Consider the following 24,274-nt stretch of genomic DNA (forward strand, 5'->3'; position numbering starts at 1 on the left):
AGTTACTAAAATGGAACACTTAATTGAAAGAGTTTGGGAATACTCACTAAACAACCCTGAAGGATTTACCTTAAATTTAGAAACCTTAAAACCTGTCAAATTTGGAATTGCAGTTGCCTATTTAGAAACACAGGATTCGTTTGATAAGGAAAGTTTACAGAAAGTAATTAGCCACTCATTAGAAAATGGAAAAACCCTGGGAGGATGGCTAAATGTAGAAAACAGTAAATTCTACTTTGATTCAATAAAAATCTTCAAAAATTCAGAACTTGATAAAGCAATAGAATTTGCAAAGCAAGAAAAACAGATTGCAATTTTTGATATTACTAACCTAAAAGAAATCAGAATTTAACAAAGGGGAGCAAGCCCCGCCCCTTTGTTTTTCCTTTAAATATTAAACCTTAATACTAAATAATATGAATACTTACAGTAAATTTGGACCTAATGTGTTTTTAGCTAAATGCGTAGAAAGGCACGCTAAAGGTGATGTAATAAACGTTACTACTAAATATGGAAAGGAAAATGAGAGTGAGATCTTCAATCTCATGTATGAGAAAGATGGCTTTTTCTTTTATTCAATTATAAGGGTTGATGGTACAAATACTCGTACACGAGCAGAAGCAAAAGCAACAAAGTATAATAGTTGGGCAGCATCAGCAGAAAAGAAAAGTGCTCAGTATCATGAAGCCTCCAATGAAGGTGCCGATTTTCTAAGACTAGCAGAACCAATTAAAATTGGTCACCATAGTGAAAAAAGACATAGAGCTTTAATTGAGAGAAATTGGAATAGAATGGGCAGAGCAATTGCAATGTCTGAAAAAGCTGAATCGCATGAGAGTAAAGCTGAATACTGGGAGAAAAGAGCGAAAGATATTAATCTATCTATGCCGGAGAGTATCGAATACTATGAATATAAATTACAAGCTGCTAAAATGGAGCATGAAGGAATGAAAAATGGGACAATTCAACGAAGGCATTCCATGGCTTTACAATACGCTAAAAAAGCAGTAAACGAGGCTCAGAAGAATTTTGAGTTAGCAAAGAAATTGTGGGGATAAAAAATAAATTATGGATACAATCAAAATAACAAAAGATCAGCAAATATCAATTCAAAATTATAAGAAAGTAGGAATTGATATCGAGATCCTAAATGATAATACTGTGCGAATAGTTCAGAGTAGAATTATTAACGGGTATATTTTGAATAAAAAAGAATTAATTGAAAGAGCGAAAGAAATATTTCCAGGAGCTAAAATCCAACCGATCAGATATTCCTTGGATGTCTCTTTAGTCACACCGGAATGGATTCAATATAAAATGAAAGAATTTGGATTGAATACAAATGATCTTGTTTCACAAGTAGCCTTAGATAAGTCCTCTTTAAGTCTGTTTTTTTCTGGAGAAAGAAAATTAAACAAATCTGTAAAAGCATTATTTTTTTATTATTTTCTTACTTATGAACTTAATCGAGATTTTAGAACACAATAGTTATAAATTAAACTATGTTGGCTAAATTACGGAAAACCATAAAATTAAATTAATATATATTATAACTTTGATGTATGAATAAGCTAAACTTAAAATTAGGAATTGCATTAGGAATCTTTACTACAATATTATTGGGTTTAATAATGTTTGGAAAAGATATTGAATTTTTAAACAAAGATAAAGTTGTTACTTCTGCTGGAATAGGTGATGGAATATTTTTCAGTATGGCTGATTTTCTAACATATAATGTATTTGTAATTTGTTGTGTTATATCAGTTATATCTATCTGTATTAATATAAAAGGTTTTTCAAAATCGTAAAAATTAAACGTAAAAAACACTCTTTTCAGAGTGTTTTTTTGTTTTATAAATTTCTAATGACTTTCCTATCTGTTTTATTCTTTTTTAAAAAAAGTTACTTTTTCAATTTCACTCAGAGCATCATCATCAACTAGATGACCATATCTCATAGTATTACTTATTTTCGTATGTCCAAGTAACTTTTGGAGTTTTGCAATACTCCCATCATTAATTAGTATAGTTGTGGCAAAGGTATGACGGCCTACATGCATAGTAAGGTTTTTAGCTATTCTACAATTAACAGCAATTGTTTTCAAGTGTTTATTTATTTTTTGATCACTTAATCTGTCAACAAATAAAGAGGGGCAGAAATCTATTATTTTTCGTAGTTCATCATTAATACGCATTGGCTGGAAATTTTTGCTTTTAATGTGGGAAAAATTAAATACTTCCATTTCAATATCTTTTCTTTTCAAATTTTGGATATCAGAAATTCTTAATCCAGTATAACATGAAAATAAAAAATAGCCTAATGGTAATGAATGAATTGGAGCAATAAATTCTGAAAAGAAATACTGAACTAATTTAGATACTTCTTCAGGTAGGAGAAAAGTTGGAATAGTTTTAGGTTCCTGTACTATAAATTTTTTCTTATCAAAAGGAAGTTTAATTCCTCTGTCATCAGCAAGGTTAATGAATTTTTTAATTACTTTAAAATCAGTGAAACAAGTAGGATCAGAATTTCCCTTTTTTGTCAATAAGTACTTTTTATATTTATCAAAGAAATCAAGGCTTAGCATTGAAAATGGAATTTCCTTTCTATATTCTTTCAATTTATTAATCACTGTTTTCTGCTGCTTTATTGTATTTTTTGCAAGAACAGAATTATCGATATGATATAAGCAAAAAGAGATAAAATCAAATTCCGGAATATTGTTATTTAATGCATCAATTAAAAGTTCAGGGGTTAATACTTTTTCAGCTAAAAAGAAATCTCTTTTGATTATAGTTATTTTGGCTTCAATTGTATCTAATATTATATTGAAGCTTTCAAAGTTTTCAGATTTTTTTACACGTTTTTTTTGATCGTCCCAATATTTTTGTTCAATTTTTATATCGAGATTCATAGTTTTTTTTGTTCCGTTCTTTCGAATGATTAGGAATAGTAAAGATTTTCCATCTTTTCTTTTGTCGTTACGAATTGCAAAATTGTGTGTCATAGCCACGAAGATCTTTTTCGTGTCTCTTCTCGTGTCAAATACGTCCTGAAGTGTTTTAATGTGGTTCATAGTAATAATATTTAGATTATGACTAAACTCACTAAAAACCTTGTGGTTAAAAGGAAAAAGGCAATTAAAAAATAATTGCCTTTTGTTGTAAATTTTTCTTTTTGTACCCAGGACCGGGATCGAACCGGTACTCCTAAGAACTGGTGTTTGAGACCAGCGCGTCTACCAATTCCGCCACCTGGGCTTGATGTTTACTCCAAACATGTTGTTTGTTTCAAATTGGTGTGCAAATATAGGAACTTTTTTCAATGTTCAAAAGCTTTTTGAAGAAAAATTTTTAAAAATTAAGTTCCAAACCATCGTAGGCAAGGTGCATTCCGGATGGAAGTTGTTTATCTTCAATGTCATGCAAGCCTAAATGATGACTGATGTGAGTTAAAAATAATTTTTTAGGTTTTAGTTCTTCAAATAGTTTTATAACATCGGGAAGAATAAAATGAGCAGGGTGTGGATCAAATTTTCTGATGCAGTTTAAAATCAATACATCCAGATTCTTTAATTTTTCTTTCTCGGTATCAGAAATAAAACCTGCATCCGTAATATAGGCCAGGTTTTTAAACTTATATCCAAAAACACTTATTTTAAAGTGGATTACCTCAATAGGCGTCACTTCCGTGTCCAAAATCTGGAACGGTTTGTTTTCAATTTCATGAAGTTCAAAAGCCGGAGCTCCCGGATATCTTACATCTGCAAAAGCATAAGGAAAACGGTTTTTAATCTCATGTGCTACCCTAGAATAGCAATAGAGTGGAACATCCTTTCCGCTTTTAAAAATAAGCGGACGCATATCATCTAACCCAATTACATGATCGTTGTGTTCATGAGTAATCAGCGCAAGATCTACCGTATGCTCATGGTTGGTAAGCATTTGCTGCCGGAAATCAGGACCACAGTCGATAAGTATTTTTTTATTTTCATCCGTTGTTACCATAACGGATGAACGCAGACGTTTGTCTTTTGGATTTTCGGAAATACACACCTCGCAGGTGCAGCCAATAACGGGCACACCCTGGGAAGTACCGGTTCCTAAAAATTTCAACTTCATTTTGTTTTGAGGTTGGTTTAATTTTGGTAAATTTACAAAAAATTTAATGTCCTAATGTATCAGAAACTAACTCCTAAACAAAAAGCATTAACAATTAATCTAGATCCTACTATTTATGGTACTTTCGCAGAAATTGGAGCAGGGCAGGAGACTGTTCGTCACTTTTTTAGAGCAGGGGGAGCTTCCGGTACGATTGCTAAAGCGATGTCTGCTTATGACAAAGATTTTAGTGATGCCATCTACGGAAAAGAAGTAAAAAACAGGTATGTTACCCAGAATAGACTTCGCAAAATGCTTCGTTATGAAGTAGCATTGATCGAAGAGAGAATTTCAAGGGATAACAATCCGGACAGAAAGTTCTTTTCCTATGCCAATACAGTTACCACCATCAACTTCGATAAGACCGTAAAAGGCCACGGCTGGGTGGGAATCCGTTTTCAGACTAAAGAAAATGAAGATTACAACGAGATTGTCATTCACGTAAAATTCAATGAGAATGACGCTACTCTTCAACAGGAAACACTGGGTAATCTAGGGGTAAACCTGATTTTCGGAGCTTTTAATTACTTCGATAATCCAAGAACTTTAGTAGAATCTTTATATGATGATGTAGCAAAAGACAACCTTGAAATTGATATGATCGATTTCAGTGGACCTGCTTTTTCTTACGTTGATAATAGATTGATGTCTCTTCAGTTGGTGAAGAACGGAATGACTGATGCAGTGATCTTCAATTCTCAGGGAAACAATATGCTTCCTGCAGATGTTTTGTATAAGAAAAATATCTTTGCGGTAAGAGGAAGTTTCAGACCTGTAACGAAGGTCAATATTGATATGCTTCGAAATGGGATGGATATGTTTTTTAAAGATGCTATCTGTACTCATGAAGAAACCGAGGTCCTTATTGAAATTACTATTTCCAACCTTCGGGCAGATGGAGATATTGATGAAAGAGACTTCCTGGATAGAGTAGATATCCTGGGCAAATTAGGATATACTGTTATTATTTCAAACTTCTCGGAATACTATAGACTGATTGATTACTTTGCTTCCTACACCACTGGAGATATCGGAGTAGCAATGGGGGTAAATAATTTATTGATGGTATTTGATGAGAAATACTATAAAAATCTTTCAGGAGGAATTCTTGAAGCTTTCGGTAAGTTTTTCCGAAACGGAATGAGAGTATACCTGTACCCTTATAAAGATCCTGAAACTCATCAGCTATTGGATTCTACCAATCTTAAAGTAGAAGAAAACCTTAAGGAGTTGTATAAATATTTCATGCGCAACAAGCGTATTGTAGATATTACAAACTATAATCCTGAGTTCTTGGAAATTTACTCAAGAGAAATTTTAAGAAAAATAGCATGTTGCGTTAAAGGCTGGGAAACGCAGGTTCCGGAAGGTGTAGCAGAAATGATTAAAGAGCGTGGAATGTTCGGTTATAAAGAAGAACTTCCTTTAAAACAATTCTCTTAAAAATTAATATAATGTCAGAATTAAAGAAAAGACTTTCCTCTATTCTTGAAAGTCCAAAACATAATACAGAAGAGAAACTTGAAAAAGTTTGTCATTTGTTGGATCAGGAAATCTCTTATTTCAATTGGACTGGTTTCTATTTTAAAAACGGAGATAAAGACGAATTGATCTTAGGACCCTATGTAGGAGCTCCAACAGATCATACGATCATCCCTTACGGAAAAGGAATCTGTGGCCAGGTAGCTGTTTCTAATGAAACGTTTGTAGTACCTGATGTACATGAAGAAAGCAATTATTTAAGCTGTTCAATTGATACCAAGGCTGAAATTGTAGTTCCGATCTTTAAAGATGGGAAAAACATTGGCCAGATTGATATTGATTCTCATACAGTAGATCCTTTTACGGCTGAAGACCGTGAATTATTGGAATGGCTTTGTAATGAAGTATCCAAGATTTTGTAATTGAATTTTCAAAGAAAATATAGACTCCGGCTCGTAGAGCCGGAGTTTTTTTATGGATTATTGGTGGTAATAACAAACATAATTAAAGGTTCATCACCTGTATTTTCAATAGAGTGATAACCTATAGAACTGATAGCAGTAATGTCCCCTTTTTGAAGTGTTTTTTTACGAACTGTCCCCTCTTTTCCAGTCCTTTCCCGATATTCTCCGGTTCCCTGCACTACCACATACAATTCTTCTTCGTTCCGTGCATTGTGAGTATGAAACCCTGATTCATCGCCTTTATTCAGTAAAACCATATAAGCCGCTAAGCGGTTATTCGCCAGTTCTTTCTGATCAAACATTTGTATCAGATACACTGTTCCGTTTCCGCCATACATATTTTCACGTTTATCTATACGTGTGATAGTTCGTTCATCTCTTCCAAACGGCATTACATAAAGCCGGATATATTTCGAAACTTCCTGTATAAGGTGATGAAATTCTGCACCTTCAGATAATATAACAGTACCAGACATATAAAGTTCAATGTTTAATGTTTAGAGTTTATGCTTTGCTGCATTATTTGAATTTCAGTCAGCAATTCTTTAAAATAATGCTCACATTTGGCAATATGGGTTCCGTACCAGGAAAAGGCCTCTCCATCAACGATCATAATTTTTTTATCAGGATAAAATGTGCGCAGTTCTTCAATATGTTTTTCTTTGAATGGGAATGGCTCAGAAGATAACATGATTACATCTGCTTTCTCCAGGTCTTCAGCCGTAATCTGTGGATATCTGGTTTTATCCTTAAAAATATTTTCAAAACCTATTTCTGTTAATATTTTATGGATGAATGTATCTGAACCAATCGTCATATAAGGGTTATTCCAAATAAGATAAGCTGCTTTTACAGGAGTATCAAGTGTAGTCTGATTGAGAACATCATAGATTTTAAGATTGAAAAGTTGGGCTCTTTCTTCTTTTCCAAAAAGTTTCCCAAGATTTTTAAGCAAGTAATAATTGTCTTCAACCGTTTCTACATTGGTTACCACAACCTTGAAGTCATCCATAAGAGCTTCTACCTGCTCTTTGATGTTTTCTTCTTTATTGGCCAGGATTAAATCCGGTTGAAGAGCTTTAATTTTATCAATATTGATATTTTTTGTTCCACCAATAATCGGAACATTTTTTATACTTTCTTCGGGATGGATACAGAACTTTGTTCGCCCGATGATTTCATTTTCAGTGAGACCTAAATCAAATAATGCCTCTGTGATGGATGGTACTAGAGAGATCACTTTCATATTTTAAAGATAAGAAAATATATAAGTTTTAGGGTAATAACTGGGTTTAATTTGAATTCAATAGTTTGAAAAAGGGACATGCTTTGAAGTAGGTGTTGTTAAATTTTCACTAGTGAGTGATTGGTGTCGATTAATTTATTATTTTGGATAACTAAAAATAGCGTTATCCGAAAAGCTTATAGAGTAGGAAAATTAACCAAAATAAATTTTAAACATGAAAAATTTAAAAAGTATCAAGAGAAATGAACTTAAAAATATTAAAGGAGGTGAAATAATTCCGCCTAAAGGAGGTTGTACAATGTTTTGCGAAATTACAGGGACTCATGTGCCATGTGATTTAATGACTATATTTTGCCCTCAGCCTTAAATAATATCTTTTTAGCTCTTCCTAATCTAATATATATATATTGATTATGGAGAGTTAATTTGACAAAGTAAAGCAACTAGAGAAGTCTTCCCGTTAAGAAAAATCCGGCTACTGTAAAATAGATGATCAATCCGGTAACATCTACTAGTGTCGCTACAAAAGGAGCTGAAGAGGTTGCAGGGTCTAGTTTTAATTTCTTTAAAACAAACGGAATCATAGAACCTGATAGAGTTCCCCATAATACAATAGCAATCAAGGAAATAGACACACTGAGTCCTACATATACCCAATATTGACCATAATCAAAAAGTCCTACTTTCTGCCAAAGCATAATCCTGATAAAGCCAATAAGTCCCAAAATAGCCCCCAGACATAATCCTGAGATGATTTCCTTCCTCATCACATACCACCAGTCTTTGAGATTGATCTCCTGAAGTGCCATGGCACGGATAATCAATGTTGCAGCCTGTGATCCTGAGTTACCACCACTGGAAATAATTAGTGGTACGAATAAGGCAAGAACTACTGCTTTTTCAATTTCTTTATCGAAATATCCCATTGCAGAGGCCGTCAGCATTTCGGAAACGAATAAAATAATCAGCCAGGTTGCCCTTTTTTTAATCATTTCTGTCCATGAAGTTTGAGTGTAGGGAAGGTCTAGTGCTTCCAATCCCCCGAACTTCTGAATATCCTCTGTGTTTTGTTGTTCAATCTGATCGAGGATGTCATCAATGGTTACGATTCCAACTAAAACTCCAGCTTCCGTTATAATTGGTAATGCACCACGGTCATATTTTTCAAAATAGGTTACCGCATCCTCTTTTGAAGTTGTAGTGGTAATTGCTACAAAATGATTGTCTGTAATATCAGACACCAAAGTATCTTCCTCTTCCAATAATAATGTACCGATAGCAAGGTCGTCAATCAGGCGGTTTCTTTCATCTACTACATACAGGTAGTTCATGGTTTCCACTCTTTTTCCTACCTTTTTAATCTGTTGAAGGCATCGTTTTACACTCCATTCCTTACGGATCTGGATATAATAAGGCGTCATCAGACGGGCAATAGAATCAGAATTGTAGCCTAATAGTTTTAAGGCAATCCTTCTCTCCTGTGGATTAAGGTGATTGATCGAATACTTGATCAATTCATCCGGAAAGTCCTCAAAAAGGGCAGTCCTGTCATCAGGAGTCATGGCATTCAAAATTTCGGAAACCTCGTCGCTTCCGATACTTCTAATCGTATCTTCCTGAAAGTCTGGGTCAAGATGGGAGAAAACTTCAGCTTTATATTCTTTCGGAACTTTCAAAAATGCGAGCAGTCGCTCGTCAGCTGGAAGTTCGCTGAGAGTTTCGGCAATATCGGCAGGATTGAAGATAAGTTCGTCTCTAGAATTCAAAACGTAAAATTTTTAGGATATGCAAAAATAATTCAAATTTTTAAGACTGAGCAATAAACTGGGAAATTTAAGGATTTATTAAAGTCTGAAATCCGAAAAAGGCATTAAAAAACACCCACCGAAGCGGATGTTAAAAATTAAATTTAAAATTCCAATATTCTTTAATTGGGTTCACATTCTGAAGTAGGAATGTAGGTACAAACAGCATTGGTACAGCATTGGTATGGCCCGCAATCTGAATTGTCACCACACTTTTTTATTCCGCTTCCTTTAATGTTTTTTTGCTCAAGCCTATTTAGTTTCTTAAGGGTAAAGTTTTTCATGACCAAGAATAAATTTAGGATTAAGGTTCTATCGGACAATCATGATCAATGCATTCTCCATTACAGCAATATCCAACGGAGCAAGGTCTCTTTTCGCTGCATCTGAAAAGTCCTATGCCACCATTAATTTCTTTGGCAGCTTGTCTACTGAGCTTTTTAAGGTTTGAATTTTTCATGAGAATAAATTTTTTTAAGTTTCAAAATTATTCTTCAAAACAGATATATTCCATACAAACACCTTTACAGCACATTCCGAAAATACATTGTGAATGTTCTGTGCATTTTGTAAGACCTGCTCCCTTGATTTGCTTGGCAGTTTCTCTACTGATTTTCTTTAGATTTTTCATAGTTTTTTAGATTTAATTGTTATACCAAAATAATAAATATTTTCCAATTATTCATTTGTTAGTGAAAATGATTATCTGGAAATGAGTATTTGATTTTTATTGTTTTGTGTGAAAGAAAAATACCTGTAACAACAGATATTATATGAATAGATGTTTATTCCATTGCACAAGGGTTGAGAACACATGTATTTCGACAGCATGCTCCGCCGGGACATTGAAAATGTTCTGTACATCTTTTGATAATTCCACTTCCTTGAATGTTCTTTTGTTCTTGTCTATTGATTTTCTTTAAATTTTTCATGTGATTTGTTTTAAATAGTTAGTTTTAATGATGTTAGAATTCAATACAAATGAATGGTGAACAGATTCCATTGCAACACCATCCCACGACACATGGATTGATATCACTGCATCTTTCCATTTTTCCGCCATTAATTTGTTTTGCGGTTTCTCTACTGATTTTCTTTAGATTTTTCATGTGATTTTTTTTAATGATTCTAATTTTCAATACAAGCACGGGGTGAACAAACACCATTGCAACACCAGCCCACAGTACATGGATTGGTTCTACTGCATTTTCCTATTAATCCACCATTGATTTGCTTGGCGGCTTTTCTACTGATTTTCTTTAAATTTTTCATATAATTTAGATTTTATTGTCAGACTAAAATAGTAAATAATTTCCAATTATTCATCTATTGGTGAAAATATTTGATTGGTAATCAGTTTATTATGTTCTTTTTTTTGATTTTAATTATAAAAAAGCATCTGTAAAAACAGATGCTAAAAGTAGTTTTATTTTCTAATCTATTATAGGACACATGTAAGGACTACAAGCACCATCACAACACCATCCTATTGTACATGGTCTTGTATTGCTACATCTTGCAATAGCTCCGCCATTGATTTGCTTTGCTGCTTCTCTGTTGATTTTCTTTAAATTTTTCATATAATTTAGATTTTATTGTCAGACTAAAATAGTAAATAATTTTCAATTATTCATCTATTGGTGAAAATATTTAACTGGAAATCAACTGAATGTAAAATAATTGTGGGTTTAGAGTAGGTTTTATAAAAGAGAATAGAAACGATTTTATCGAAGGCAGAATCCCTATGGTTAGAAATAGATAAATATATCATCATCCAATGCCGAGTTTTTGAACAAAGACAACAAATTCATTTGAGAATTGAAATAAAAGAGAAAAAAAATATCAATCATTAATGATTGATTTGTGAAACAAAATTAACCATTGATAATTCGTCAATAGCGGTATGCATATTTCGTTGAAGTTTAAATGCTACAATTCTGTATCTGTAGGCTTGAGCTTTCTTAGCTTTTTAATGATTCCTTTAATCGCTCCTTCTGTACCTATTTTTACAGAATTGACAGTAGAACCAAGAAGACGCATATTTTTACGATAGGTGTCGTGATCTGTTTCTGTCACCAGATTTCCGTCGGCTCCAAAAAGCTTCATGCTCACCACCACCTGATTTGAGAAAACATACTTTCCAAAACCTACTTTGAAATAACGGACTTTGGAAACAATAGCAAAATCAGCATCATTATTGGAACAATAATCCATAATAGTTTGTTTGTCTATGCTATCGAAGGGAACCTGCACTTCTGCACGAAGCATTTTATTTCTTCTATTGTTAAAGTTATCGGAAACAGCATCAAAGAATGCATTGTTGGTAGGTTCCTTTATCTCATCAATATCAGGCTCTACCTCGGGATTGAAGTATAGAACTTTCTTTATTTTATCATCAGCATTTCTTTGTGCTTTTACCGAAGTAAGGCCAATGAATAAAAAAGTAATAATTGCTGTAAAGAATATAAATTTTCTCATTTGTAATTCGAATGCAAAATTACTGCCTTTTCGTTGAATTGTGTAAAATTTATTAAGAAATTTTTAACATTTTTTTCTATCAAATTTGATTTATGAAATCAATAATGTTTGCAGATTCAAAAAATAGTCGTAATTTTGCACCCGTTACATAATAATCATTAAACAATATTGGAATGTACTTAACAACAGACAAAAAGCAGGAAATTTTCGCACAACACGGGAAATCTGCACAAGACACAGGAAGCGCAGAAGGACAAATCGCTCTTTTCACTTTCAGAATTAATCACTTATCTCAGCACTTAAAGGCTAACCGTCACGATTTCAACACAGAGAGATCTCTAGTGAAATTAGTAGGTAAGAGAAAAAGTTTATTAGATTACCTTAAGAAAAAAGATATCGCAAGATATAGAGCAATTATTGCTGCATTAGGACTAAGAAAATAATCTATAAAGATTTTCAAAATAAAGCAACTTCGAAAGAGGTTGCTTTTTTATTGTAATATATCCAAGCAAAGACAAACTTATCTTATATCATTTCATCTTCTTTCCAATCTTCCCCAAATGCGTATTCTGAAAACTATCCGGATATTTCAACCCATATCCTAATATTCTATCAAAAGCAGAATGGGAGAACAAAATAGTTCCGATCATTTGTAAATAGGGGAGTGATAGGGTAGTTCCTATAAGATAAACAGCAACAGCTATTCCAAAATGATGAAATAAATTATAACAGAATGCACCTACTTTATTATTTATTGTATATCCAAGCATAGAAATATCAGGCGTAAGGAACAAAGCAGCAAACCACCACCAAGAATATCCTGTTTGGGCAAAAGCAAAAACTCCAAGCACTAGAAATGCAGTGTATTCGAGTTTTAATTGGGTTTTCATCAGAATATAAAATTTAAGTGATCTGTAAAAGTAAGTCGGAATTTTGAAAGCAATGTTACATACGGAGAATATGGAAAGACGAAATATTGTTCTTTATTGCAAGCGTAGATAAGTAATAATGCTGGGAAACGCTAATTTGCTAAGATTTTTACAGGCTTTCTGTTGTAAGACACAAGGATTTTATCTCTTATGAAATTGATTATTGGTAAATGCTCTCGCAGATTTTGTGGATGAGGCAGATGCTTTACATTACTTTTTAATCATCACGAATACAATAATGATTTTAATCTATGTCCCTATTGTGGTTTAAATAAAAGATTTATTGCTCACCACATAGCTACATAGAAAAATGTTGGAGAAAGAGAAAGGCTGCTCCAGAAATGAAACAGCCAATAACTTTTTATAGGTGTATTATTTAATGACCTGATTTAGCTTCAGTAGTTTCTACATGCCCAAGATACTTGGTACAGTAAGCTCCGAAAATTAAAATCACCAGGTAACAGAATACGGGAATAATGAACGAATGCTGTACTCCAAACTGATCGGCAAGATAACCCTGAAAAATAGGGACGATAGCACCTCCCAAAATGGCCATTACCACTAGTGATGAACCTTGGCTTGTATATTTTCCTAATCCTGAAATTGCCAGCGTATAGATATTAGAGAACATGATGGAATTGAAAATTCCGATTCCTAAAACACTGTACATAGCCATTTCTCCATGGTTAACCATCGTTGAAATCAATAAAATAACATTGATAGCCGCAAAAATAGACAACGTTCTTGCTGGCGCTGCTTTGCCCACAAAGAAGGCTGCAAAATTCAGTAAAATAAATACTAAAAAGAAGCTTATTTGTTCAAAGTTAAGGTTTACAATACTGAAAATGACCAGGAAAACTAATGTTGCAGCCCCTAACATGAATACTGCTTTTTTAGCCTGGCTAATAGATTGGTTTAATGAAATGGCACCTAAGAAACGTCCAATCATAGCACCACCCCAGTATAAGGAAAGGTAATTTTTACTGATCGCTTCGTTGAACTTCATGGTTTCTTCAAGGAAACTGATAATGAAACTTCCTACCGCCACTTCACCACCTACGTAGCAAAACATAGCAAAAACTCCAAATTTTAAATGGTTGAATTTCAATGCTCCCCAACCCTGTACCGTTTCTTCGGTTTCTGTTTGAAATGAAGGCAATTTTACTCTTGAAATTAATAATCCTACCAATAGAAGGATGGCCGCAAAAATTAAATAGGGAATTCTGGTAGCAACCGCACTGAAAGTACCATCCGGCTCAGAAAACAGTTCGAAAATTAGGTGCCCGCCCAATACCGGTGCAATCGTTGTTCCAAAAGCATTGAAAGCCTGTGTCATATTCAATCGGCTGGATGCGGACTCTTCTGAACCAAGCAATGAAACATAAGCATTGGCAGTGATTTGCAAAACCGTAAATCCTAATCCTAAAATAAATAAAGCACCCAAAAATAAGGGATAATAAGAGAATGTTGCTGCCGGATAAAATAAGATACAGCCTAATGCCGCTAAACCAATTCCGAACAAAATTCCCTTTTTGTATCCTACTTTATTGATTGGGTCACCTTTGGAAATGGAAATCAGAAAATAAATCAGAGATCCAATAAAGTAAGCTCCGAAGAAACAGAACTGTACCAGCATGGATTCGAAAAAGGTGAGTTTAAAAAGTTGTTTCAGATAGGGGATCAGGATATCATTCATGCAGGTGATGAATCCCCACATGAAAAACAGCAGGGTGATGGTAATCAACGGAACCGTATAATTCCTGCCTTGAGTTTGTACTTCTTTATTCATAAACATTTATTTATCTGTATAAGGATAAGTCCTTATCTTTTTTTGCCTACAGCATTGGTATTTGGTGAAGTAGGGCAAATATAGGGATCAACCCCTGTTTTTGCAATTGTTTTGATTGTTTTTATAAAGGGATGTATACTTTTATTGAATTAAAGTATTATTTCCATTTTTTGAGACAATAATACAAAAACAACAGGATTTTTCAATATATTATCTCAAAAAAACAGATTTTTATTTTCACAAATAAAGAATAAGTTCAGATTACCGATGGAAATTTTTAAATATTTCATCCCCTGATAGCCAAAATTTTGTATTTTGAGAGCCTATTTATGCAAATGAAAAATTTAATATTTCATTATTATATAGTACCTTTGCACACGAAATTTAAAGAGTTTAAATATTAATTCATACTCAATACGGAGTATTAAGAAGACAAATTTATGAGTATACCTCAAGCGTTTACAGAAATGATTACTCTTGCTGATGGCAGAGAAATCACTATTGAAACAGGAAAATTAGCTAAGCAGGCTGATGGATCTGTGGTAGTAAAAATGGGCGGAACAATGCTTTTAGCAACTGTTGTAGCCAATAAAGAAGCAAATCCTGGTGTAGATTTTTTACCATTAACAGTAGATTATAGAGAGAAATTCTATGCAGGTGGAAGAATTCCTGGAAACTTTTTCCGTAGAGAAGCAAGACCTTCAGATCAGGAAATTTTAACAATGCGTTTAGTAGACAGAGTACTACGTCCGCTTTTCCCTGAAGACTTCCACGCAGAAGTTCAGGTGATGATTTCTCTAATTTCTTATGACGGAAAAACAATTCCTGATGATTTAGCAGGTTTAGCAGCTTCGGCAGCTATTGCCATTACTGATATTCCTTTCAACGGACCAATGTCTGAAGTAAGAGTGGTAAGATTTGACGGACAACTTTCCATCAACCCAAGCTATGAAGAATTGAAAAATTCTGAATTAGACATTATGGTTGGAGCTACTAAAGATTCTATCGTAATGGTAGAAGGGGAAATGAAAGAAATTTCTGAACAGGAAATGTTAGAAGCTATTAATTTTGGTCATGCTGAAATTAAAAAGCAAATTGAAGCTCAAGAAAGATTAGCAGAAAAAGTAGGTAAAGCTTTCCCAAAAAGAGAATATTTTCACGAAAATCACGACGAAGAAATTCGTGAAAAAGTTTGGAAAGAAACTTACGATAAAGTATATGAAGTAGCAAGAACTCCATCTGGTAAAGAAGAGAGAGGTGAGAAATTTAAAGCGGTTCGTGAAGAATTCCTTGCTCAATATGCTGATAATGAAGAAGAATTGGAAAGAGTAACTCCTTTCGTAAAAGTATATTATCATGATGTAGAGAAAGAAGCAATGCGTCAGATGATCCTTGAAGATAATATCCGTCTTGACGGTCGTGATCCTCAGACGATCCGTCCGATCTGGTCAGAAATTGACTACCTTCCGGGAGCTCATGGTTCTGCAGTGTTTACAAGAGGTGAAACTCAATCTTTAACAGCAGTAACTTTAGGTTCTGTAAAAGATGCAAACATGGTAGACAGCGTAATCACGCAACATGACGAAAAATTCTTCCTACATTATAACTTCCCTCCATTCTCAACAGGTGAAGCAAGACCTTTAAGAGGTACTTCAAGAAGAGAAGTAGGACACGGAAACTTAGCTCAAAGAGCATTGCAGGCAGTTATTCCTGAAGAAAATCCATATACCATCAGAATTGTTTCTGATATCCTTGAATCAAACGGTTCGTCTTCAATGGCAACGGTTTGTGCAGGAACATTAGCATTAATGGATGCCGGAGTTAAGATTACAAAACCGGTTTCAGGTATTGCAATGGGATTGATCACAGATGCAAAATCTGGTAAATTCACTGTACTTTCTGATATCTTAGGAGATGAGGATCACCTTGGAGATATGGACTTTAAAGTAACAGGTACTGCAGATGGTATCACTGCTTGTCAGATGGATATCAAAATTCAGGGTCTTTCTATGGATATCATGGAAAAGGCTTTGATGCAAGCTAGAGACGGAAGATTACACATCTTAAATAAAATCACTGAAACTATTTCTGAGCCAAGAGCAGATGTGAAACCACACGCTCCGAAGATGGTAGTAATGGAGATCGCTAAAGACTTCATTGGTGCTGTAATCGGGCCTGGAGGAAAAATCATTCAGCAGATGCAGAAAGATACGGACACCGTTATTGCTATTGAAGAAATTGGTGAAATCGGACGTATCGAGATTGCAGGAACAGACAGAGAGAAAATCAATGCTGCTGTTGCAAGAATCAACGAAATTACTTTTGTACCGGTTGTAGGAGAAGTTTACAATGGAAAAGTTGTGAAAGTAATGGATTTCGGTGCTTTCGTTGCGATTGCTAAAGGAACAGAAGGACTTCTTCACATTTCTGAAATTGAATGGGCTCGTTTAGACAAAGTTCCTTATGCTGAAGGGGATGAAGTAGAAGTTAAATTTATGGGTTACGATGATCGTAAGAAAATGAAGCTTTCCCGTAAAGTTCTTTTACCAAGACCTCCAAGACCTGAAGGACAAGGTAGACCTGAAGGACAAGGAAGACCACAAGGAGAAAGAAGGCCAGAAGGACAAGGAAGACCAGACGGACAAAGAAGACCGGAAGGGCAAAGAAGACCTGAAGGACAAGATAGACCACAAGGGGAAAAACCTATGGAAAATCAAGAACCTTCTACTGAAGCATAAGAATCATTCTTAGATATAAAAGAAATCCCTCAATTTTGAGGGATTTCTTGTTTTTAGATGATTTACTTGTTGGAAAACGCAAAGTTGCAAAGAGTTTAAAGTATCATGCTGTTTTAAGGCGCAAGAAAATCAAAGATTTTCAGTAAGTACATTTTTTTGCCACGAATGCACGAATTATTTTATTTACAAATAAATTCTATGTTATTATGTGGTTACAATTAAAATGTTTTTTAAACTACATAGTAACATAGAATAAGATCATTCGTGCATTCGTGGCCATTAAAAAACTTTTCCTATATCTGTGTATTCAGCAAGATCTGCGGGAAAATCTAACCATAATCAATTGTATTGGAGATAAAATCCTAGCGCCTTACAACAGAAAGCCTAGCTTCCAATTCTCTGTTTAAGATCTTCAGCTCCCCCGGTTTTTCTCGGCTGTCCATTCTTAGAGGATCCGAAATTGTAAGTATAGGAAAGCGTTACTACCCGTGTGTCTCTTTTTACAGCAAAATTTTCCAGATAATCATTATAAACGGTTTGCCCTTTTATGTTACTGGTAAAGAATACATCTGTGAAGGAGAACTTCAGGGTACTGTTGTTTTTAAACTTCTTCTGCGCACCGATATTCAAATACCAATTAGGACTTACGTTCAGATAAGCATACACTTCTTTAGCCTTATAATTTCCGGTTAATTCAGCCGTAAATCCGTTTCCTAATTTGAAGGAGTTGATGCTGTTGATATTAAACGTAAAGTTTCCTTTGTTGTTGATCTGTGTTCCGGAAACATTTCCGGTGTATGAACCATAATAAAAATTAGCGCTGTTGTTCATATCCCACCATTTGGTAACCTTTACAGGAGCGATCAGGTATAATCCGTAATAGGATACTGAGTTTAGGTTTTCAAAAGTCTGCACTGTTACATTCTGTCCATTTTCTGAAATAGGTTTCAGAATATCGGTAATATTATCTGAGGTTCTGCTATAGCTTAATGTTGCAAAATATTTATTGCTGAGGCTGTAAGTAAGCTCGTAATTCATTGTAGTCTGCGGATTCAGATCCTGATTTCCGGATCTCATGGTCGTAGGATCAAGATAAAGTTTAAATGGATTCAATTGATTATAACTTGGTCTTGTAATCCTTCTGCTGAGGTTTACTTCCAGATTGCTTTTTTCTGTCAAGTCATAAGATAATACAGCACTAGGGAACAATTGAGTGTAGTTTCTTTTGTTCACCTGGTTGGTGGCAAGCTGTGTTCCTTTTACATTGGTGTTTTCAAGCCTTAAACCTGCTGTAGCTTTCAATTTATCCCATTTTTTAGATACATTTCCATAGAGGGCATTGATGTTTTCTTCATAAATAAAATGATTGGTTTTTCTAAGATCAGGATTTAAAACCCCATTGTCAACATTGAAGAACTTCATATCATTATCTGTTTTTACAAAACTGGTCTTAATTCCGCTTTCAAGCTTCCAGTCATTTTTTAAATTCTTGGTAAGGTCAGATTTTAAGGAGTAAATATTTAATTTTCCATTCATGTCTCCCTTCATGATATCAAGTTGATCCGTTCCGCTGATGATTTGATGGGTTTTCGTTTCAAAATTCTGTAAAGAGGAGTTGGAATAATTGATATAATCAAAATCTGTGGAAATCTCTGATCCCAGAGAGTCAATGGTATATTTATGGTTTAAGTTAACCGAAACGTTGGTCCAACGGTCATTGGATACATTTTGTGTATTAAAGGTACTTTCAGGAGTGTAGGAACTTCCCAGTGTCGTATTGGCATTATCCCCATTAAGATTGAATCTGTTGGAAACCAATCCTACAGAAAATCCGAGTACATTTTTATCATTCAGGTAATAATCCATTCCAGCTTTAGCGATATGATTTTTGAACTTAAACTTCAGGTAGTTATCCTGTATATAAGCCTTTTGAAAGTTATTGTTCTCATAGAAGTTCCGGTCCAACACCAAGCCGTTATAAGCTTCTCTGTAAGCAAAGCTGTAGTTGGCAAATACATTGATTTTTTTATTTCGGTGATTGATGCTGAAACTGTTATTGTTCTTCACATATTTACCCACTCCTAAAGAAGTTGAGATACTTCCGTTTGTGCCTTTTCTCTGCTCTTTTTTAAGCTTGATATTGATAATGGAAGATCCGGCTGCATCATACTTTGATGAAGGGTTGGTGATGAATTCTATTTTATCAATTGTTGATGAAGGAATTCCTTTAAGATAGTTGGCCAGATCACTTCCGGTCATTGGTGTATTTTTACCATCAATCTGAATCAGGAGATTTCCTTTTCCGCGGAGGCTGATGTTATCATTATTGTCAATACTGATTCCCGGAGCTTTTTCCAATACCTCAAAAGCTGAATTTCCAGTGCTGGCAATACTGTTTTCTACATTCATAATCATTTTTCCATCCTGTCTTTCGATCATAGGCTTGGCTTTGGTGATCGTTACCCTTTCAATAGATTTTATATTGAGATCAATAGAAGGGAGTGTTATATTACCAGTTAAAGAAATAACATCTGAATGATATACTTCAGATCCGTTTCTATTGATTTTTAAACGATAAGTTCCGCCTTTAACATCATTGAAATTAAACTTCCCGTTGGAGTCTGCGATTTCTGTTTTTACTAACTTATTTTCAGCATCCAAAAGGCTAATCTCCATTTGTTTTGCTTTATCAGATGTAATACTTCCCGACAAGGAAAAGTTCTGTATCGTCTGGGCTGACAATAAGCTAGTGGACAGCAGCAGTATCCAGATGAAAATGAGTGCAAATATTCTGGCCATGGCGTTTTTATTTTTTAAGTTTGAGACAGTTTTCTGAAATTTTCAGTAAAGCTGAATACATCATTTCAAGCTCATCTTTTGAAACTCCTTTCAAAGCAATCTTGCGATTATTTTCTACGATATTCTGAACCTCTTTGATGACTTTTTTTCCAGAATCTGTTACTTCCAGGTTTGTTTTTCTACGATCATCAGGATGAACATGTCTTGTGATATATTCAGATTTTACCATTAGATCAATAATTCTCGTCACAGATGCATTGTCCTTAAAAACCAGATCACCAATTTCATTCTGGGTAATTCCCGGGTTTTCCAGAATTGCTTTGATGATAAGCCACTGATCGATAGTGATTGTAAAACCGCTTGCTTTCAGTTGGCGTTGTGCATAGTTTCTATAGGCTCTGATAGCTTTGTCTATGTTATAGAATATGATTGAATTTAATTTTTCCATGTTTTCAAATTAATATGATTTATCAATTATTGATATATCAATTAATTAGTTGATGACATTTGTTCTTTGTTACAGCTTTCTAAAAATATTTTTATTAAAAGTTAAAAACACTTGACAGAGTAGGATGTTTTTCTGATTCAAAAAGTGTCCAAATAAGGGGAATCATTAGGCGATGTAAAATAAATTCATTCAAAAAAAGTAAATAGAATATAATTTTTAAATAGCTTTGAAAGATAAAATGTATTCATCATGGCTTACAATATAGAATTGGCTGATAGGGTTAGAGAATGGCTGGCCCAGTTGAATGATATTAAAGTAGAGGAAAAGAAAATGTTTGGTGGACTGGCATTTTTGGTAAATGACAAAATGTGTATCAACATCAGCCACGACAACCTGATGTGCCGCTATAACCCTGAAAAGGAAGAAGAAGTAGCGGAGAAAACGGGTTTTCTTCCTATGATTATGAGAGGGAAACAATTAAAGGAATACTGCTATGTAGAACCTGATGGATTTCAGAAACCCGAAGATTTTGAATATTGGATGAAGCTTTGTCTTGATTATAACACAATTGCTAAGACTTCGAAGAAGAGGTAGGATATTCTTTAAATATAAAAAATCACCGGCTTACCGGTGATTTTTCATTATTTTGTCCTCTTATTTTCTTCTTCATAAAGGTTTTTGAATTCTTTTTCAGTGACTTCCTTTCCTTCAAAGTAATACTTGATCTTTTGGGTGCCGTCATTGCTTGTGTAAGTGGATTTTCCGTGCATTTTTTCATCCTTCCAGCTTACCTCGTTGGTACTTTTCTTCTCATACCAAACGGATCGTATCTTTTTTCCGTTTTCATCATATTCCGTTTCTGAATAGACAAAAGGGGTACCATCCTTTTCATAATTGAAGTATTTATGAATTCCTATTCGATGACCATCCTTGTAATGATCTACATGGACGACCTTACCATCTTTGTCATAATAAGTCTTATCAAGATTTACATTTTGTACAGATTGTGTCTTGCCATCAGGAAAATAAATGATTTCCTTGATGAATTTATCATTCTCATAATAGGCTTCGCTTTGAAGGTTTCCTTTGTCATCATAATATTTGTTGGAAATTCTTTTTCCATGATCAAAGTTTTCCTGTGTCTTTAGAAGATTATTCTGATAGAGCTCCTTAGCTCCATGCAGTTGATCATCTTTATAATTGGTAACATTCACGAGTTCTCCGCTAGGATAATAAGTCTTCCAGGTTCCTGTTTTCTTTCCAGTGTTATCGTAATATTCCTCAGATTTTATCTTTCCAACATCGTAATAATTCTTATGGGTTCCTACTGGTTTCCCAAAGCTGAAGAGATTCTTGGAAAGAAGTTCCCCATTCTTATTGTATTTTTCTACATAGCCATTGAATTGATTGTTGAAATAAGTGGCGAAGAATCTTTTGACACGCTGTGGCTTTTTCTTCTCCGTTTTCTTCTCTGGCTCATTCTTGACATCCGTAGGAGTATCAACGCTGTATACCGTATAAGGCCCGTTTTTGATATCCCTTTCAATAATATTGTAATCTACAAGAGGAGTTCCATTGTATGCAAGCAACACCTGTCCTTTCTTGAAATCAGAAGGATAGGTAATGCTAAGGTTATCATTGGAGATAGATACAGGACCAATAAGCTTACCCTTGTTATAAGAACCTTGAATGATATATTCTTTTGCCTCATAACGTTCTTTAGGATCTGTAAAGTATACTTTCTTGATTCCGTTTTTCAGATGGTTCTTGTAGGGAACTTCGGAATAGAGTTTTCCGGACTGGCTGTACACTTTATAGACTCCATCAAGCTTACCGTTTTTATATGGGATTTCCTGAAAAAGCATTCCCCCTGGATAATAGATTTTCTTTATTCCATCAATCATTTTGTTTTTGAAAGGAGTAGTGGAATAAAAGTTTTTGTATAAGACGGTATTTACTTCAATCTTATCAGATTTGTCAAGATCCTCCTTCAACCCGGGGTAATCTTTTTCAATATTGTTGAGGTCCGTTAGAAAGTCTTCCGGAGTGAACATTTTATCTTTAAAGAAGGCTTCTTCATAGGCTTTGGTTATTTCCTTGCTGAGAACCGTATAGGAAATTACTTCTGAATCATAATCATAGTAATTCTGGGCTGCTGCAAGGCTTGTGGTAAAAAGAAGAAGCAGACTGTATTTCTTGAATTTCATGTTTTAGTTTTTAAAATAAAGTTGACCTTGTTTGTTGGCGAAGCCCAATAATTTTCCTTTTTCATCTTGCAGAGTGATTATCATTGTTCCTTGAGGAGTTCCGGCAGAAGTATATTGGCTGCTGCGATATGGATAGCTCATCAGAATATTACGGATGGGATATGAAAAGACAGGTTCAACTAAATTATTTTCAATGCTGCCGTTAGGGATAACAGGTTTCAGGAATCCATATTTTCCATCTTTTTTGATTTGAAGAAAGCTTCCCGACCCATAGGTTACCTTTTTATTGACGATTTCATCATATACAGGCTGGAGGATGTATTTACCCTGAGGAATGACAACCCCATATTTTCCATCCTTAATGACGGTCCAGTTGTTATAATTATTGCCATAGAAAGGGTCGTTGAGGATAATGTCATCAAATTCATCAGGAAAAATCATCTGCTGTAGATTATTGATCAACTTGTACTTCATCTTTCCATTCTTCTTGTTACCCAACAGGAAGATTTGCCCACTATATTGGGAATCATATCCCGGACTTATCACTTTGATTGTTTCAAATTCTGTAGGCTTCTTCTCACTGATAAGAATTTGGTTCTTATCTTTATGGGTGAAAGTAATATAGTTGGTATAGGTATAGATGGTATCACCTTCTTTCTTCTGTGGTGAACCACTCATATTTGCAATCTTGATGTCCTTTGCGCCCTTTGGAAGTTTTAATCTCTTGGTTACCTTCTCATTTTTTTCATGGTTATAATGATAGGTAACATACGGAAAGTCATTCTCTATGGAATACGAAACCCCTACATATATAGGCTGTTTCTTTACTTCCCGATATCCTGGATCATTGGAAACTGTTTTTCCTGATGAGGGCGGTGGAGGCGGTGGACTATAAGACGGGCTCCTTACGCCTTCATCATAATCCCTGTATACTTCATAAACGGCAGTTGGTTGCTTTATGGTTTCCTGATTTGAACTTCCAAAATAATCCCTATTACGATTAGTATTCTTTACAATTCTTTCATTGAAGTTCTTAGAAGTAACTGGCTCCAGCTTATTATCACGGATCGTCATCTTTACTTCAGACAATGGATCGGTTTCATTCTTTCGGTATCTGATTTCAAGCTCATACTCATCCCTATTTTCCGTCACGGAAATGGAATAGTAATCCTTAAATACATACTGGGAAATCTTATGTTCCTTCGGGTCCCAGATGAAAAAATCTTCCTTCATGTTTTCATTCAATACATGGAAGATAAGGTTGGGACCAAATCTCTCTCCAATCCACATAGAAATTACAGGGTTTTCGGTAATCTTTGTACCATCTTTATCCAAAATGACCCTGCTTTTTTTATCATTGTCATATTCAGCAATGATGAAACCTTTATAGGTAGGAAAGATATTTTTGAATTCAGGAAGGAGTATTTCTTTTCCGCTCAATAGCATTCCTTTTTTTCCAGCTTTGAAAGTATGAAGAAGGTTGAAGTCATAATCATCCTGCTCATTGAACTGAAGAGAATCAAATTTTGGGGCAATGATTTCACCGCCGGCATAATTGGATATTCCCCATAGATTTCCATCCCTGTATGGAATATACAGCTCCTGTGCATAGGCTGAAATGCTTAAAAGAGAGAGTGAAAAAAAAGTAAATTTTCTTGAAAATATGAATTTCATTTTTTAGTTTTTGCAAAAATAGTTTAATTTATTCGTTGAAGTTGCTTATTGTAAG

The 24,274-nt window shown here is 34.5% G+C and carries 28 protein-coding genes and 1 tRNA gene; 9 read left to right on the forward strand and 20 right to left on the reverse strand.

The window, feature by feature from the left end:
- The first annotated feature begins 10 nt into the window (after nt 1-10).
- From EL260_RS08495 to EL260_RS08510, 4 genes are all read left to right on the forward strand, one after another.
- Nucleotides 11-352, forward strand: coding sequence for an NADPH-dependent FMN reductase family protein (locus EL260_RS08495; protein ID WP_123859742.1), 342 nt, complete (start codon nt 11-13; stop codon nt 350-352).
- A 64-nt stretch (nt 353-416) separates the two neighbouring features.
- Nucleotides 417-1,058: a DUF3560 domain-containing protein gene (locus tag EL260_RS08500; protein WP_123859743.1), complete on the forward strand. Its 642-nt coding sequence runs from the start codon at nt 417-419 to the stop codon at nt 1,056-1,058.
- Between the two features lie 10 nt (nt 1,059-1,068).
- Nucleotides 1,069-1,488, forward strand: a complete 420-nt coding sequence (locus EL260_RS25920) for a hypothetical protein (protein WP_123859744.1) — start codon at nt 1,069-1,071, stop codon at nt 1,486-1,488.
- A 74-nt stretch (nt 1,489-1,562) separates the two neighbouring features.
- Nucleotides 1,563-1,808 carry a hypothetical protein gene (locus EL260_RS08510; protein ID WP_123859745.1) on the forward strand — a complete coding sequence of 82 codons (246 nt, stop codon included), beginning with the start codon at nt 1,563-1,565 and terminating at the stop codon, nt 1,806-1,808.
- A gap of 74 nt (nt 1,809-1,882) precedes the next feature.
- Here the strand turns inward: EL260_RS08510 and EL260_RS08515 are convergent, their stop codons facing one another.
- The 3 genes from EL260_RS08515 to EL260_RS08525 all read right to left on the reverse strand — a co-directional run bounded on the left by EL260_RS08515 (nt 1,883) and on the right by EL260_RS08525 (nt 4,121).
- A complete protein-coding gene (locus tag EL260_RS08515; RefSeq protein WP_123859746.1) occupies nt 1,883-3,076 on the reverse strand; it encodes a site-specific integrase in 1,194 nt (397 codons plus the stop codon).
- 104 nt (nt 3,077-3,180) lie between these two features.
- Nucleotides 3,181-3,260, reverse strand: a tRNA-Leu gene (locus tag EL260_RS08520).
- 93 nt (nt 3,261-3,353) lie between these two features.
- Entirely contained in the window at nt 3,354-4,121 is a 768-nt protein-coding gene (locus EL260_RS08525) for an MBL fold metallo-hydrolase (RefSeq protein WP_123859747.1), read from the reverse strand.
- 54 nt (nt 4,122-4,175) lie between these two features.
- Between EL260_RS08525 and EL260_RS08530 the strand changes: the two genes are divergently transcribed.
- Both EL260_RS08530 and EL260_RS08535 read left to right on the forward strand, forming a co-directional pair.
- Nucleotides 4,176-5,603: a TonB-dependent receptor gene (locus tag EL260_RS08530; RefSeq protein ID WP_123859748.1), complete on the forward strand. Its 1,428-nt coding sequence runs from the start codon at nt 4,176-4,178 to the stop codon at nt 5,601-5,603.
- A gap of 11 nt (nt 5,604-5,614) precedes the next feature.
- Nucleotides 5,615-6,064 (forward strand): GAF domain-containing protein, encoded by a 450-nt coding sequence (locus EL260_RS08535; RefSeq protein ID WP_123859749.1) that lies wholly within the window; start codon nt 5,615-5,617, stop codon nt 6,062-6,064.
- A 50-nt stretch (nt 6,065-6,114) separates the two neighbouring features.
- Here EL260_RS08535 and EL260_RS08540 read toward each other — a convergent pair whose 3' ends face one another.
- The 11 genes from EL260_RS08540 to EL260_RS08555 all read right to left on the reverse strand — a co-directional run bounded on the left by EL260_RS08540 (nt 6,115) and on the right by EL260_RS08555 (nt 11,635).
- The gene (locus EL260_RS08540) at nt 6,115-6,582 is read right to left on the reverse strand and encodes a cupin domain-containing protein (RefSeq protein ID WP_123859750.1); all 468 of its coding nucleotides are present in this window, start codon (nt 6,580-6,582) and stop codon (nt 6,115-6,117) included.
- A gap of 14 nt (nt 6,583-6,596) precedes the next feature.
- Nucleotides 6,597-7,352: an ABC transporter substrate-binding protein gene (locus EL260_RS08545; RefSeq protein WP_123859751.1), complete on the reverse strand. Its 756-nt coding sequence runs from the start codon at nt 7,350-7,352 to the stop codon at nt 6,597-6,599.
- A 443-nt stretch (nt 7,353-7,795) separates the two neighbouring features.
- On the reverse strand, nt 7,796-9,118 hold the full coding sequence (gene mgtE, locus EL260_RS08550) for a magnesium transporter (RefSeq protein ID WP_123859752.1): 1,323 nt from the start codon (nt 9,116-9,118) through the stop codon (nt 7,796-7,798).
- A 161-nt stretch (nt 9,119-9,279) separates the two neighbouring features.
- Complete coding sequence (locus tag EL260_RS25520) at nt 9,280-9,441, reverse strand: hypothetical protein (protein ID WP_164466613.1); 162 nt, start codon at nt 9,439-9,441, stop codon at nt 9,280-9,282.
- 20 nt (nt 9,442-9,461) lie between these two features.
- Nucleotides 9,462-9,617: a bacteriocin-like protein gene (locus tag EL260_RS25525; protein WP_164466614.1), complete on the reverse strand. Its 156-nt coding sequence runs from the start codon at nt 9,615-9,617 to the stop codon at nt 9,462-9,464.
- A gap of 27 nt (nt 9,618-9,644) precedes the next feature.
- Complete coding sequence (locus tag EL260_RS25530) at nt 9,645-9,788, reverse strand: bacteriocin-like protein (protein WP_164466615.1); 144 nt, start codon at nt 9,786-9,788, stop codon at nt 9,645-9,647.
- Between the two features lie 154 nt (nt 9,789-9,942).
- Nucleotides 9,943-10,089, reverse strand: a complete 147-nt coding sequence (locus EL260_RS26265) for a bacteriocin-like protein (protein ID WP_449506073.1) — start codon at nt 10,087-10,089, stop codon at nt 9,943-9,945.
- Nucleotides 10,090-10,122: 33 nt separating this feature from the next.
- Nucleotides 10,123-10,266 carry a bacteriocin-like protein gene (locus EL260_RS25535; protein ID WP_164466616.1) on the reverse strand — a complete coding sequence of 48 codons (144 nt, stop codon included), beginning with the start codon at nt 10,264-10,266 and terminating at the stop codon, nt 10,123-10,125.
- A 19-nt stretch (nt 10,267-10,285) separates the two neighbouring features.
- A complete protein-coding gene (locus tag EL260_RS26270) occupies nt 10,286-10,429 on the reverse strand; it encodes a bacteriocin-like protein (protein ID WP_449506074.1) in 144 nt (47 codons plus the stop codon).
- A gap of 161 nt (nt 10,430-10,590) precedes the next feature.
- Nucleotides 10,591-10,737 carry a bacteriocin-like protein gene (locus tag EL260_RS25540; RefSeq protein ID WP_164466617.1) on the reverse strand — a complete coding sequence of 49 codons (147 nt, stop codon included), beginning with the start codon at nt 10,735-10,737 and terminating at the stop codon, nt 10,591-10,593.
- Nucleotides 10,738-11,086: 349 nt separating this feature from the next.
- Nucleotides 11,087-11,635, reverse strand: coding sequence for a pyruvate decarboxylase (locus EL260_RS08555; protein WP_123859753.1), 549 nt, complete (start codon nt 11,633-11,635; stop codon nt 11,087-11,089).
- Nucleotides 11,636-11,808: 173 nt separating this feature from the next.
- On the opposite strand from EL260_RS08555, the gene rpsO reads away from it, so the two are divergent.
- Nucleotides 11,809-12,078 carry a 30S ribosomal protein S15 gene (rpsO, locus tag EL260_RS08560; protein ID WP_045494446.1) on the forward strand — a complete coding sequence of 90 codons (270 nt, stop codon included), beginning with the start codon at nt 11,809-11,811 and terminating at the stop codon, nt 12,076-12,078.
- A gap of 87 nt (nt 12,079-12,165) precedes the next feature.
- Here rpsO and EL260_RS08565 read toward each other — a convergent pair whose 3' ends face one another.
- Together EL260_RS08565 and EL260_RS08570 are read right to left on the reverse strand one after the other, a co-directional pair.
- Nucleotides 12,166-12,525: a DUF4260 domain-containing protein gene (locus EL260_RS08565; protein WP_123859754.1), complete on the reverse strand. Its 360-nt coding sequence runs from the start codon at nt 12,523-12,525 to the stop codon at nt 12,166-12,168.
- A 415-nt stretch (nt 12,526-12,940) separates the two neighbouring features.
- Nucleotides 12,941-14,353, reverse strand: a complete 1,413-nt coding sequence (locus tag EL260_RS08570) for a sugar MFS transporter (RefSeq protein ID WP_228445377.1) — start codon at nt 14,351-14,353, stop codon at nt 12,941-12,943.
- A 440-nt stretch (nt 14,354-14,793) separates the two neighbouring features.
- On the opposite strand from EL260_RS08570, the gene EL260_RS08575 reads away from it, so the two are divergent.
- On the forward strand, nt 14,794-17,091 hold the full coding sequence (locus EL260_RS08575) for a polyribonucleotide nucleotidyltransferase (protein ID WP_123859756.1): 2,298 nt from the start codon (nt 14,794-14,796) through the stop codon (nt 17,089-17,091).
- A gap of 384 nt (nt 17,092-17,475) precedes the next feature.
- Here EL260_RS08575 and EL260_RS08580 read toward each other — a convergent pair whose 3' ends face one another.
- On the reverse strand, nt 17,476-19,890 hold the full coding sequence (locus tag EL260_RS08580; protein ID WP_123859757.1) for a TonB-dependent receptor: 2,415 nt from the start codon (nt 19,888-19,890) through the stop codon (nt 17,476-17,478).
- Between the two features lie 7 nt (nt 19,891-19,897).
- A complete protein-coding gene (locus tag EL260_RS08585; RefSeq protein ID WP_123859758.1) occupies nt 19,898-20,338 on the reverse strand; it encodes a MarR family winged helix-turn-helix transcriptional regulator in 441 nt (146 codons plus the stop codon).
- Between the two features lie 249 nt (nt 20,339-20,587).
- On the opposite strand from EL260_RS08585, the gene EL260_RS08590 reads away from it, so the two are divergent.
- Nucleotides 20,588-20,932 (forward strand): TfoX/Sxy family protein, encoded by a 345-nt coding sequence (locus EL260_RS08590; RefSeq protein ID WP_123859759.1) that lies wholly within the window; start codon nt 20,588-20,590, stop codon nt 20,930-20,932.
- A gap of 47 nt (nt 20,933-20,979) precedes the next feature.
- On the opposite strand, the gene EL260_RS08595 is transcribed toward EL260_RS08590, so the two are convergent.
- Together EL260_RS08595 and EL260_RS08600 are read right to left on the reverse strand one after the other, a co-directional pair.
- Nucleotides 20,980-22,545, reverse strand: a complete 1,566-nt coding sequence (locus EL260_RS08595; protein WP_123859760.1) for a toxin-antitoxin system YwqK family antitoxin — start codon at nt 22,543-22,545, stop codon at nt 20,980-20,982.
- Nucleotides 22,546-22,548: 3 nt separating this feature from the next.
- On the reverse strand, nt 22,549-24,219 hold the full coding sequence (locus EL260_RS08600) for a WG repeat-containing protein (protein WP_123859761.1): 1,671 nt from the start codon (nt 24,217-24,219) through the stop codon (nt 22,549-22,551).
- Nucleotides 24,220-24,274 lie beyond the last annotated feature (55 nt).

Source organism: Chryseobacterium nakagawai, from assembly GCF_900637665.1.
In the GTDB taxonomy this organism is placed as follows: domain Bacteria; phylum Bacteroidota; class Bacteroidia; order Flavobacteriales; family Weeksellaceae; genus Chryseobacterium; species Chryseobacterium nakagawai.

Bases quoted from the DNA above. Each gene is read 5' to 3' on its own strand.
- EL260_RS08495 (WP_123859742.1), top strand. From the start codon at position 11: ATGGAACACTTAATTGAAAGAGTTTGGGAATACTCACTAAACAACCCT.
- EL260_RS08500 (WP_123859743.1), top strand. From the start codon at position 417: ATGAATACTTACAGTAAATTTGGACCTAATGTGTTTTTAGCTAAATGC.
- EL260_RS25920 (WP_123859744.1), top strand. From the start codon at position 1,069: ATGGATACAATCAAAATAACAAAAGATCAGCAAATATCAATTCAAAAT.
- EL260_RS08510 (WP_123859745.1), top strand. From the start codon at position 1,563: ATGAATAAGCTAAACTTAAAATTAGGAATTGCATTAGGAATCTTTACT.
- EL260_RS08515 (WP_123859746.1), bottom strand. From the start codon at position 3,076: ATGAACCACATTAAAACACTTCAGGACGTATTTGACACGAGAAGAGAC.
- EL260_RS08525 (WP_123859747.1), bottom strand. From the start codon at position 4,121: ATGAAGTTGAAATTTTTAGGAACCGGTACTTCCCAGGGTGTGCCCGTT.
- EL260_RS08530 (WP_123859748.1), top strand. From the start codon at position 4,176: ATGTATCAGAAACTAACTCCTAAACAAAAAGCATTAACAATTAATCTA.
- EL260_RS08535 (WP_123859749.1), top strand. From the start codon at position 5,615: ATGTCAGAATTAAAGAAAAGACTTTCCTCTATTCTTGAAAGTCCAAAA.
- EL260_RS08540 (WP_123859750.1), bottom strand. From the start codon at position 6,582: ATGTCTGGTACTGTTATATTATCTGAAGGTGCAGAATTTCATCACCTT.
- EL260_RS08545 (WP_123859751.1), bottom strand. From the start codon at position 7,352: ATGAAAGTGATCTCTCTAGTACCATCCATCACAGAGGCATTATTTGAT.
- EL260_RS25520 (WP_164466613.1), bottom strand. From the start codon at position 9,441: ATGAAAAACTTTACCCTTAAGAAACTAAATAGGCTTGAGCAAAAAAAC.
- EL260_RS25525 (WP_164466614.1), bottom strand. From the start codon at position 9,617: ATGAAAAATTCAAACCTTAAAAAGCTCAGTAGACAAGCTGCCAAAGAA.
- EL260_RS25530 (WP_164466615.1), bottom strand. From the start codon at position 9,788: ATGAAAAATCTAAAGAAAATCAGTAGAGAAACTGCCAAGCAAATCAAG.
- EL260_RS26265 (WP_449506073.1), bottom strand. From the start codon at position 10,089: ATGAAAAATTTAAAGAAAATCAATAGACAAGAACAAAAGAACATTCAA.
- EL260_RS25535 (WP_164466616.1), bottom strand. From the start codon at position 10,266: ATGAAAAATCTAAAGAAAATCAGTAGAGAAACCGCAAAACAAATTAAT.
- EL260_RS26270 (WP_449506074.1), bottom strand. From the start codon at position 10,429: ATGAAAAATTTAAAGAAAATCAGTAGAAAAGCCGCCAAGCAAATCAAT.
- EL260_RS25540 (WP_164466617.1), bottom strand. From the start codon at position 10,737: ATGAAAAATTTAAAGAAAATCAACAGAGAAGCAGCAAAGCAAATCAAT.
- EL260_RS08555 (WP_123859753.1), bottom strand. From the start codon at position 11,635: ATGAGAAAATTTATATTCTTTACAGCAATTATTACTTTTTTATTCATT.
- rpsO (WP_045494446.1), top strand. From the start codon at position 11,809: ATGTACTTAACAACAGACAAAAAGCAGGAAATTTTCGCACAACACGGG.
- EL260_RS08565 (WP_123859754.1), bottom strand. From the start codon at position 12,525: ATGAAAACCCAATTAAAACTCGAATACACTGCATTTCTAGTGCTTGGA.
- EL260_RS08570 (WP_228445377.1), bottom strand. From the start codon at position 14,353: ATGAATAAAGAAGTACAAACTCAAGGCAGGAATTATACGGTTCCGTTG.
- EL260_RS08575 (WP_123859756.1), top strand. From the start codon at position 14,794: ATGAGTATACCTCAAGCGTTTACAGAAATGATTACTCTTGCTGATGGC.
- EL260_RS08580 (WP_123859757.1), bottom strand. From the start codon at position 19,890: ATGGCCAGAATATTTGCACTCATTTTCATCTGGATACTGCTGCTGTCC.
- EL260_RS08585 (WP_123859758.1), bottom strand. From the start codon at position 20,338: ATGGAAAAATTAAATTCAATCATATTCTATAACATAGACAAAGCTATC.
- EL260_RS08590 (WP_123859759.1), top strand. From the start codon at position 20,588: ATGGCTTACAATATAGAATTGGCTGATAGGGTTAGAGAATGGCTGGCC.
- EL260_RS08595 (WP_123859760.1), bottom strand. From the start codon at position 22,545: ATGAAATTCAAGAAATACAGTCTGCTTCTTCTTTTTACCACAAGCCTT.
- EL260_RS08600 (WP_123859761.1), bottom strand. From the start codon at position 24,219: ATGAAATTCATATTTTCAAGAAAATTTACTTTTTTTTCACTCTCTCTT.